Source organism: Sinorhizobium psoraleae (genome assembly GCF_013283645.1).
Lineage (GTDB): Bacteria > Pseudomonadota > Alphaproteobacteria > Rhizobiales > Rhizobiaceae > Sinorhizobium > Sinorhizobium psoraleae.
On the sequence record NZ_JABEKV010000027.1, the window covers coordinates 1 to 10214 of the forward strand.

10 protein-coding genes and 2 pseudogenes are annotated in these 10214 nt (G+C 59.8%); all 12 read left to right on the forward strand.

The window, feature by feature from the left end; translation table 11 throughout:
- Positions 1 to 113 precede the first annotated feature (113 nt).
- Positions 114 to 360 (forward strand): annotated as a pseudogene (locus ILFOPFJJ_RS34060) (cyclase family protein); the annotation flags it as partial.
- A gap of 103 nt (positions 361 to 463) precedes the next feature.
- On the forward strand, positions 464 to 1114 hold the full coding sequence (locus ILFOPFJJ_RS34065; protein WP_173514788.1) for a TetR/AcrR family transcriptional regulator: 651 nt from the start codon (positions 464 to 466) through the stop codon (positions 1112 to 1114).
- Positions 1115 to 1321: 207 nt separating this feature from the next.
- Positions 1322 to 2182, forward strand: a complete 861-nt coding sequence (locus ILFOPFJJ_RS34070) for a beta-keto acid cleavage family enzyme (RefSeq protein WP_173514789.1) — start codon at positions 1322 to 1324, stop codon at positions 2180 to 2182.
- A gap of 34 nt (positions 2183 to 2216) precedes the next feature.
- Entirely contained in the window at positions 2217 to 3356 is a 1140-nt protein-coding gene (locus ILFOPFJJ_RS34075; protein WP_173514790.1) for an alpha/beta hydrolase family protein, read from the forward strand.
- A 14-nt stretch (positions 3357 to 3370) separates the two neighbouring features.
- Positions 3371 to 3682: a subunit of meta cleavage enzyme gene (locus tag ILFOPFJJ_RS34080; RefSeq protein WP_173514791.1), complete on the forward strand. Its 312-nt coding sequence runs from the start codon at positions 3371 to 3373 to the stop codon at positions 3680 to 3682.
- Positions 3670 to 4524 (forward strand): DODA-type extradiol aromatic ring-opening family dioxygenase, encoded by an 855-nt coding sequence (locus ILFOPFJJ_RS34085; RefSeq protein ID WP_173514792.1) that lies wholly within the window; start codon positions 3670 to 3672, stop codon positions 4522 to 4524. The genes ILFOPFJJ_RS34080 and ILFOPFJJ_RS34085 overlap by 13 nt, the downstream gene beginning before the upstream one ends.
- Positions 4517 to 5641, forward strand: coding sequence for an FAD-dependent monooxygenase (locus ILFOPFJJ_RS34090; protein WP_173514793.1), 1125 nt, complete (start codon positions 4517 to 4519; stop codon positions 5639 to 5641). Before ILFOPFJJ_RS34085 ends, ILFOPFJJ_RS34090 begins: the two co-directional genes overlap by 8 nt.
- A 6-nt stretch (positions 5642 to 5647) precedes the next feature.
- A complete protein-coding gene (locus tag ILFOPFJJ_RS34095; RefSeq protein ID WP_173514794.1) occupies positions 5648 to 6457 on the forward strand; it encodes an alpha/beta fold hydrolase in 810 nt (269 codons plus the stop codon).
- A gap of 81 nt (positions 6458 to 6538) precedes the next feature.
- Complete coding sequence (locus ILFOPFJJ_RS34100) at positions 6539 to 7798, forward strand: MFS transporter (RefSeq protein WP_173514795.1); 1260 nt, start codon at positions 6539 to 6541, stop codon at positions 7796 to 7798.
- Positions 7799 to 8343: 545 nt separating this feature from the next.
- A complete protein-coding gene (locus ILFOPFJJ_RS34105; RefSeq protein WP_173514796.1) occupies positions 8344 to 9492 on the forward strand; it encodes a Fic family protein in 1149 nt (382 codons plus the stop codon).
- 292 nt (positions 9493 to 9784) lie between these two features.
- Entirely contained in the window at positions 9785 to 9928 is a 144-nt protein-coding gene (locus tag ILFOPFJJ_RS35870; RefSeq protein ID WP_312032793.1) for a helix-turn-helix domain-containing protein, read from the forward strand.
- Positions 9883 to 10214: pseudogene (locus ILFOPFJJ_RS34110) on the forward strand (IS30 family transposase); the annotation flags it as partial. The gene ILFOPFJJ_RS35870 and the pseudogene ILFOPFJJ_RS34110, both read left to right, overlap by 46 nt.

Consider the following 10214-nt stretch of genomic DNA (forward strand, 5'->3'; position numbering starts at 1 on the left):
GGCACGCATGCTGCCTCTCGACCAAAATCGCCACCACACAAAGTGAGGAAGACCCCCTTTAAATGCCAACCTGGCCGAAATAGCTACATTCTCACGTTTAGCTGCCAAGCGACACCGGGACCGACGCCTGGTCGTGGGATGCCCCGTTCCGCAATACCGCCCAGCGCTTTGCCGAAAGGCGGGACGCGAGCCTCCATATGGGAAGGACACAAGGCTAGCCGCGACGGCATTTTCCTGCACATGGAGAAGCTGACGAGACTGGACGAGCTGCCGGCCACAGGCTTCACCGTCTCCTGCCTTCCGGTCAAGATAAAGCGTGCTTCCGCCGGCTGGTGCCGCGCCGTGGTGCTCTTCGAATGACCCGGGCGGGATCTTCTCACCATGCAGCTTGACCTGATATCGCCCCGTTTCGCATAAAGCCTGGTGCTTCAACCAAGGCGCCCAATGGAGACAGCAAGCGGGGATGCAGGAAACAAAAAAGAAGCCCGGACTGCGGGAACAGAATAAAGAAGAAAAGCTCCGGCGCATCAAGGAGGCGGCGCTCGACCTCTTCGTCTCGAAGGGTTTCGACGACACGACGACCCGCGAGATCGCCAGCAAAGCCGGCGTCGGCATGGGCACGGTCTTCGTTTATGCTGAAACCAAGCGGGACCTTCTTTTCCTGATTGTCAACGACGGCCTTGAAGAGTGCATCGCCGAAGCAAGCGCTGCAATCAGGCCCGAAGACTCCCTTCTTCAAAACCTGCTCAGCGTGCTTCGCCTGCACTACGAGTATTTCGCCCGAGTTCCAGTCCTGTCCCGGGCGGCGCTCCGCGAAATGTACTTCTATCAGTCGGGCAAGCAGGCGGAACGGTTCAATCGTACAAGGGACAAGCTGAAACTCCTGCTCACCCGGCTCATTTCCGAAGCGATGGAGAAGGGCCTGGTTTCTTCAACGGAGTCTCCCCAGATCGTGGCGCAGGCCATATTCGCCATATATCAGGTCGATCTTCGAATGTGGCTTTCGGCCGAGTCGCTGGATATTGTAGCCGGGTTGGACAGACTCCGTCGCCAGATTGACGTCGTGATGCGTGGCCTTTCACCAGATCCAGCCGTCCTCAGATTGGACGCATGACGCTCGGATTGGCGCGCGGTTAGCGCCGACTTCCGCAGGTTCCAACAAAAAATAAAAAATTGAGCGCGCTCAAATTGACAAGAGCAGCGTTCTCCGGCATTTTTTGAGCGCGCTCATTTTTCTTGAGGAGGTTCAGAGAAAAATTGGGCCGAGACGCTTGGCTGCGTCTGAGCGTAGCGATGCGGCCAGCCTCATTCGGGAGGAAGGATGCAGGTCGATTCCATAGAGCAAGGGCGCGGCAACCCGTGCCGGGCAGTGGCAATTGCGATCGCGCCGAACGGCGGCCGCAAGACGAAGGCAGACCATCCGGGCCTGCCGATTTCCGCTGCGGAACTTGCCGACTGCGCCGAATCCTGCCTCGCCGCGCAGGCCAGCATGATTCATGTTCATGTTCGCGACGCTGAAGGCCGCCATTGTCTCGACGCCGATCGGTATCGGGAAGCAATTGCCGCGATCCGCTCCCGGGCCGGCGACCGGATGATCGTTCAAGTGACGACCGAGTCCCTCGGTACCTATTCGCCGACAGAACAGATCGCTCTCGTTCGGGAATTGCGCCCCGAGGCTGCGTCCATTGCTTTGCGGGAGATCGTGCCGGACGCCGCGCATGAAGCGGCCTTCGCAAATTTACTCTACTGGATGCGACGCGAGCGCATCTTTCCGCAGATCATCCTCTATGACCGAGCGGACATGGAACGGCTGGTCGAATTTCACCGGCGCGGCCTTCTTGCTGCCGAGGAAATTCCCCTCCTCTTCGTCCTCGGCCGATATACGACAGACCAGCAATCCCAGCCGGCCGATCTCATCGAATTTCTCGCAAATGCGCCGCATGGATTCACCCATTGGACGGTTTGCGCCTTCGGTCGGCAAGAGGCCGCCTGTGCGGTCGCCACCGCATTGATGGGAGGCAACGTCCGAGTGGGCTTCGAGAACAACCTGCATCTGCCGAACGGCGATGTCGCAGAAAGCAATGCCGAACTTGTCTTGGCCGTAACGGAGCACCTGCGCGTGCTCGGACTGCCTTTGAGCACAGCCGACATGCAACGAGAGGCGCTCGCAAGGATCTGGTGATCCACCGACGCCGCTAAAGGATGGAGACACATAAATGACGATAATGGCCACGGCGGGCGAACTCACCGGACCACGATCGCTGGACAATGCCAGGGCTTGGATGCGGGATCGGCTCTCCAAACGCATTCATCCGCTTGGATTGACCGAGCCTGAGGCAACGCTCGAGACGATCGAGGCCTTGCAGGGACTGGACGGGGCGAATTGGGCGAGCGCCTGGATTGGCACGGGCAACCGCTTCATGGCTCTGGCCGAGGAAAGAAGCCGCGCCGGAGATCGGGCGGGCGCACGCGAAGCCTATTACCAAGCCTACGGCTTCTACTTCCTCGGCCGCTTTCCCTGTCCGAACCACGAAGCGAAAGCGGAAAGCTACCGGCTCGAACTTCAGGCCTATGAGCGGTTCGGCGCGCTGGCCGATCCGCCGATCGTGCCTGTCTCGCTGCCCTTCGACGCGCCGGGTGCTCTGACCTCCGAGATCCGCTGCTACCTCCGCATCCCCACGGGCGCAGAGCAGCCTCCCGTGGTCATCATGTGGGGCGGCGTCGACGCCTGGAAGGAGGAGATGACCGAGCTTTCCAACGCCTTCGTCGCGGCGGGCATCGCGACGATCGCGATGGACAATGTCGGAACCGGCCAATCGCCGATCAAAGCGCGCCGCAACGGCGAGATCCAGTTCCTTCCCGTCATTCAATGGGTTCGCGAGAACCACCAGCTCGACGGGCGGAGAATCGCGCTGATCGGCCGGTCCTTCGGCGGCCATTGGGCAACCAAGCTCGCGCATATGATGGCCGACGATATCCGCTGTGCCGTCAACTGGGGCGGCGGCATTCACTACATGTTCCAGCCCGATTGGGTCGAGCAGTCCCGCTATCCCGACAGCTATCTCATGGAACTGGTGGAAACGCGCAGCCGCATGCTGGGTGCGACCAACGACGCGGAATATGTCGCAGGCTTTCGAGAACTTTCCCTCCTCGATCAGGGTCTGCTGTCAGACCCCTGTGCACCGCTGCTGCTCGTCAACGGCAAGGAAGACAAGCAGTGCCCGATCGCCGATATCCACCTCCTTCTGGAGCATGGCAGCCCGAAGTCGGTCCGGCTCTTTCCGGGCGGGCACATGGGTTTCGGCCCCCATACCGTTCCCACGCTCCTCTCGTGGGTCGTCGAACAACTGCGCTGACAAAGGAACCGTTGATGAGCAATTGGCGACAGATGATGCCGACCACGGAGGCCTACCTCCTCGACAAGGTCCTCTACGAACTGCACCACAAGCCGGATGACCTTGCCGCCTACAATGAGGATAAGGCCGCTTATCTCGCCCGTTTCCGGCTGACGCCGGAACTCGCCGAAAAGATCACCAGCAACGACGTGGCCGGGCTCTACGAAGCCGGCGTCAACCCGTACCTCCTGCGTGCGCACTGCATCGGCATGCGCATTCCGGAGGATGTTTCGCTCGCGGCACTCAGGAGCCTGATGAAAGAAGGAGACGGCAAATGGCTGAACTGACCGGCATTTACACGGCAAGCCACACGCCGGTCATGCTGAATTTCCCGGATCGCATCCCTACGGAATTGCGGACGGAGATTTTCGGCGCCTATGAGGCGATGGGACGCGATTTCGAGGCCGGCAGGCCCGACGCTTTGGTCGTGCTCTCCAACGACCACCTGCACAACTTCTTCCTCGACAATTTCCCCGCGCTCTGCATCGGTGTCGGCGAGAGCTATGAGAGCCCGATCGAACATTGGCTGAAGGCAAAGCGCCGCGTCTTTACCGGCGACCAGGCCTTCGGCGCTTATCTCCTGCAGGAGGCGCTAAAAGCCGATTTCGATCCGGCCTTTTCGATGGAATTGGTGCTCGACCACGGCTCGCTCACACCGCTCGAACTGGCGGGGCTCGATCCCGACCTTCCGATCGTGCCGATCCTCTTCAACTGCGTGCAGCCGCCCATGCCGACCATGCGGCGTTGCTACCAGTTCGGCAAATTCCTTGGCGAGGCGATGCGCAGATATGACGGCGCCGAGCGCGTCGCGATTCTTGCAACCGGCGGCATCAGCCACGACATCGCCACGCCCAGGATGGGCATGGTCAATCGCGAGTTCGACGAGACGCTCCTGCAGCTTATGGAAGCCGGCGACCCAGAGGCCGTCGTCAAATACGCCACCGACGAGGTCCATACCGCCGGCAACGGCGCCGAGGAAATCCGCATGTGGATGGCAGCGATGGGAGCTGCTGGCGGTCTGCCTTTCAAGCGCGCCTATTACAAGGCCGTCAACGATTGGTACACGGGCATCGGCATCGGCCATTTCGGCCGAAACTCCCTGGCGGCTGTGGAAACCGTCAATGGCTGAACACCGCACTGCCCTTGTCATCGGCGGCGGGATCGCGGGCATGTCCGCGGCCATCGCGCTGCGCCGCGCCGGCCTCGCCGTTGACCTCATCGACCGCGATCCGCATTGGCGGGTCTATGGCGCCGGGATCACCATTACCGGCCCCACGCTGCGCGCCATGGGAAAGCTCGGCATACTCGACGAGGTCCTGCGGCAGGGCTACGCCGCCGACGGCATCGACATCCGCTCCGTCGACGGCAAGCCCATGTTCAGCATCGAAACGCAAAACGAAGCGCTGGGCGACATCCCCAGCGCAGGTGGGATCCTGCGCCCAACCCTTCACAGGATCATGTCGGAGGCGCTTCTTGCCCTCGAGCCCCGCGTCCAACTGGGTGTCACCGTAGAGGCGATCGAATGGCAGGGCGCCAGGACCGGCGTGACGTTCAGCAACGACCAGTCTTGTGCCTACGATCTCGTCGTCGGCGCCGACGGCATCTATTCGCAGATCCGCCAGCATCTCTTTCCTGATGCGCCGCGGCCGCAATATGCGGGCCAGCTATGCTGGCGGCTGATGATGGAACGGCATCCCAACATCGAGCGGCGGACCTTCTTTCTTGGCGGCCCCGCCAAGGTCGGGCTCAATCCCGTTTCCCGGGACCAAATGTACATGTTCTACCTCGAAGCCCAACCGGAGCCGGTCTGGCGCGAAGAGGAAACCCAGCACTCCGTGCTGGGATCACTGCTCGAAGGTTATGGCGGGGTATTGAGCGACGTGCGCCACCATCTCGGCGCGGCCTCTAGCATCGTCTGCCGGCCGCTCGAAACGGTTCTGGCGGGCGAGAACTGGGTGCGGGGAAACGCCGTGCTCATCGGCGATGCGGCGCACGCAACCACCCCGCAACTCGCGTCTGGCGCAGGCATGGGCATCGAGGATGGCCTGGTGCTGGGCGAAGAGATCGGCCGGCACGAGGACGTGCGGCAAGCGCTTTCGAGCTTCATGCGCCGCCGCTACGCACGCTGCAAGCTGGTTGTCGATTCATCGCTCGAGATAAGCCGGCTCGAGCGGGAAAGGTCGGCGCCGCGGGAGCAGACGAAAGTGGTCGAAAGGGCCCTCGCCGCCCTCAATCAGGAGTTCTAGGGTTTCATGTTCGTCGCGATCAACGACCACAATCTGCACATCGCCTTGCACGGCAACGAAGCCGATCCCGCAATCGTACTCCTGCATTCGCTCGGTACCTGCGCGGATGTCTGGGAAAAGCAGGTGCGCGAATTCAGCCGATCGCACTTCGTGATCTGTCCCGAGTTCCGGGGGCACGGCCTGAGTGAGGTCTCCAGGACCCCGGTCACCATCGAGGCGCTGACCGACGATATCGTCGCGCTCCTGACGCTGCTCGAGCTGCGGTCGTTTCATCTGGTCGGCATCTCGATCGGCGGTCTGGTCGCGCAATTGGTCGCAGGGCGGCTTTCTGACACGGTGCAGTCTCTGCTCATCCTGAATTCAAACATCGTCAGCCTCGCACCGCAGCTCTGGAGGGAGCGCGCGGCAAAGGTCCGCGCCGATGGGCTGGCTTCGATCGCGGAAGGTATTCTCGCACGCTGGATGACCCCGGCGTCGCGTAAAACGGCCGAAGGGCGCGGCCTCGTCTCCATGCTCGACCGGACTTCCCCGGAAGGCTACGCGGCGGGTTGCGATGCACTAGCGGTCGCCGACTGCCGCGAGAGCGCGCCTCGCCTTACCATGCCGGTCACGGTTGCCGTCGGTGAGTTGGATGAGGCGACACCGCCCTCCGCATCAAGGGCGCTGGCTGACGCCATTCCTGGCGCATCCTTCCATCTGATCACTGGTGCCGCCCACATCCCGTTGTTCGAACAGGCGGAGGCGGTGAACCGCCTTATCCGCGAGGCAATCTCGCACCATGAGGAGCCGGTGCAGAAGAGAACGGCTGAAAGCTGAAGCGTGAAAACGACGGTAGGTGGCCGGAGCGCAAGCTGAATGAACTGAAATGTTGTAGCAATGGTCAATGGGAGGGAAATCATGACCGACGCGACCGTGGACAAAGTAGCCGGGAGGAGCGAGGGGAAGGCGTGGTCTGCGACGGCCGCCGCGACCGTGGGGCTGGTCTTCGGACCAAGCACGCTTTTGCTTTTCTTGTTCGGCGTTTTTGTCGAACCGCTGTCCCAGGCGTTCGGATGGTCGAAGCCGGCCATTCTTTTCGCGGCCACGATCATCTCGCTGATGATCATGGTAATATCCCCGGTACAAGGCATGCTCATCGACCGGTTCGGCGCCCGTCCGATTGTTCTGGCCTCCTGTTTGACATTCGCCTGCGGCCTGCTCGCAATGTCCTATATTCCGGGAAATATCCAGGTCTTCTACTCCATGTACGCTCTGCTCCCGGTCCTGGCGGTGGGGCTCTGGCCCGTTTCCTATCTGCGCGTCGTCAGCACGTGGTTCGACCGACGGCTGGGTCTGGCGATTGGCATTGCCAATGGCGGGATCGGCCTTGGCGCCGCGATCCTGCCGCCGATCATCACCTATGTTATCGCCAACGGCTCGCTGCAATGGGCTTATGTCAGCCTCGCGATGATTGTTACCGTCATCGTGCTGCCCTTGAACGCGTTGTTCCTGCACGATGCGCCAACAGCCAAAGTCGCGCGCCCCGCTCATGATCGCGCCGCGGCCAGCGCCGATTTTCGCCGCTTCGTGACGACGTCGAGCTTCGTGATCCTCGCCGCTGCCTTTTTCCTGCTCGGCTTCGTCAATACGGGGCTCGTCACCAACCAGATATCGCTCCTGATCGACGGTGGTGCGACGCCGCAGCATGCAGCACTAGTACAGTCGGTATTCGGCATCGCCGTTCTGATCGGGCGGTTCTTGACGGGGGTCCTCCTCGACTATGTTTCCGCAAGGCGATTGATGAGTCTCGTGTGCCTGGGAGGCGCCGTCGCCTGCGTGCTCTACGCGCTTGGCCCCACAGGCTATGTCGCCTTCGCCTGCGCGATCCTGATTGGCATGGTCTATGGCGCCGAGTTCGACGTCCTGAGCTATCTGATCAAGCGCTACTTCGGCCTTCCGACCTTCGGTCGGATCTATGGCTCGATCTTCGCGATCTTCCAATTGGGTGCAGCGCTTGGTGCAACACTCCTGCCGCTCAGCCGAGCGCAGTTTCAAAGCTACGGGCCGGGGCTCACGCTCTACGCCGCGGCGCTGGCGGTCAGCTCCGTCTTGTTCCTGTGCCTTGGCGGCGCCCGCGTCGCGCGCGAAACCACGGAGGAGAAAGCCGCGCTACTGTGACAAACTGACAAGGAGCGGCGCTGCGAGAGGGAGTTTGCAGCGCCGCATCTGGGACCTAGCCTACCTCACATCCATGCAACCCGTTAGCTGCTTCAACACACTTCGGGAAATCAGAACCCGCTGTGGCACGGGGAGGTTCATACCTTGAAGCGGTTCTACGAGATGCCGCAATGCGTCTGGAAAGTCCGCATTTCGGCCGTCCCGTGTGCTGGCCATGGGCGACTTCTCACCACCCATTGCGGTCTCTGAGGGTGAGTTTAGATCTTTCGCCTTGAGAGAAATCGAACGGTGGACCATTGGAATTATGCCCCTCCGTTGGCCCGAAAGAACTCTCAATTCTCCTCTGGTGCTGCTCATGGCGTAGGCATTAATATGGGGCAAACTGCAGCCGTATGTTAACGGCGGCCGTTAACAAGGAGTGCCGAAGCTAGCTATTGCTTGCTCCCGTAAACAAGGATGGCGAATTATCCACTTACTAACGATTGACGATAACAGTCGAGCATTCTAGTAGCCTTATTATCACCTGCCGATAATAAGGGATGCAGATGAGCACCGAAGGACGAAGCGGAAACTATGTGCGCCAACTGGCGGGATACAGCGCTTTCATACCTAGAGATTTGCCACCGGATCCGCCTCTGCTGTTCGATGCCGAGATGCAAAGTCTCTTATCGCGGGCAGATCGCGCGCTGGGTAGGCTGGATGGCTCTATCCAAACGCTCCCGAACCCTGATCTGTTCGTCATGATGTATGTCCGAAAGGAAGCAGTGCTTTCTAGCCAGATCGAGGGCACTCAGGCATCTATTAACGACCTCCTGAAGGCAGAGGCTGATATCTACGACCAAGACATGCCAAAAGACGTTGATGAAGTTGTTAACTACATCAACGCGATGAATCATGGTATTCGCCGACTCAGTGAACTGCCACTCTCAGTAAGGATAATCCGTGAAATCCATGAGAAGCTGCTTCATGGCGTGCGTGGCCATAAGCTCCAGCCTGGCGAACTTCGACGGAGCCAAAATTGGATAGGGCCTGGCGGCAGCAATCTCCACTCCGCAAGCTTTGTTCCACCCCCGCACGACGTAGCAGCGCAAGCGCTCAGCAATCTAGAGAAATTTCTTCACGAGGACGATCATATCCCCCCCTTGATTAAGATCGGTCTGGCACACGCGCAATTCGAAACAATCCACCCATTCTTGGATGGCAACGGCCGCGTAGGCCGACTTCTCATCGCGTTCTTCTTGTATGAAAAAAAGCTTCTTCTCCGTCCTGTCCTCTACCTGTCTCATTACTTCAAGGCATATAGGCAAGACTACTACGAACGTCTTCAAGCCACGAGAGTAGAAGGGGACTGGGAAAGCTGGATTAAATTCTTTCTTAGAGGTGTTGGAGATGTTGCGGAGCAAGCAACTGAAACCGCGCGCGAAATCGTGAACTTGCGGGAGAACCATCGATCGATAATTTCAGAGAAATTTGGTAATTCGGCTGGGAAAGCTAACAGAATACTTGAGTATCTCTATCGCCGACCTACCGTGAGCATAAACAGCGTTCGCGATGAGCTTGGGATCAGCTTCCCCAACGCCAGCGCACTCGTGGACAAGTTTGTGGACAATGGCTTACTCGTCGAGATTACCGGTCAAGCAAGAAACAGGAAGTTCTTTTACGCTCCATACATCAGTCTCTTCTCAAATCTGTAGAAGGTGTTCCACCTTAGGTCGTCAGTGACCTTGAGTTGAGGACAGCCGATTCGACGCTGTTCGCACCGATAGCCAAGCAGCTCGCCGTGCGAGTGCTCGAGTACTCGTTCCACCCGATACATTATGCGATCTTAGAATGTAGGGGGGTGGGTTCAAGGATGAAGTGCGACTTGCGATAGATACCAATTGGTTATCACGCGCAAGGAATGCTCATGAGACGCACATACTCCCAGATCGACATGGATGAACGTCGCAGGATCGCTCGCTGGCGAGCGGCCTGAGCGCCACCGTCATCGCCGAGAAGCTCGGCCGGCATCGTTCGACGATTTTCCGCGAGCTCAGGCGCAATGCTTTTGAGGATCCGCAGATGCCGGATCTGAGCGGGTCTTCCTGCGCAACAACGACCGGCAATCGAAACCGATCATGGACGGGCTGATTCAGGTGCTCCAACCCCTGCCCCACGCTGCTCGACGCTCCATCACCTTCGACCGAGGCACTGAGTTCAGCGAATGGCCCTATCTGCAGGCTGGCATCGGAACACAGACATGGTTCTGCGACCCGCAGTCGCCCTGGCAGAAGGGCACGGTGGAGAACACCAATGGCCGCGTTCGCAAATGGCTTTCGAGAGAGGTGGATCCCCTGTCGATCACCGATGACGAGCTGAAGGACATCTGCGACCGGCTCAACTCGACGCCGCGGAAGTGCCTGGGCTACCGAACGCC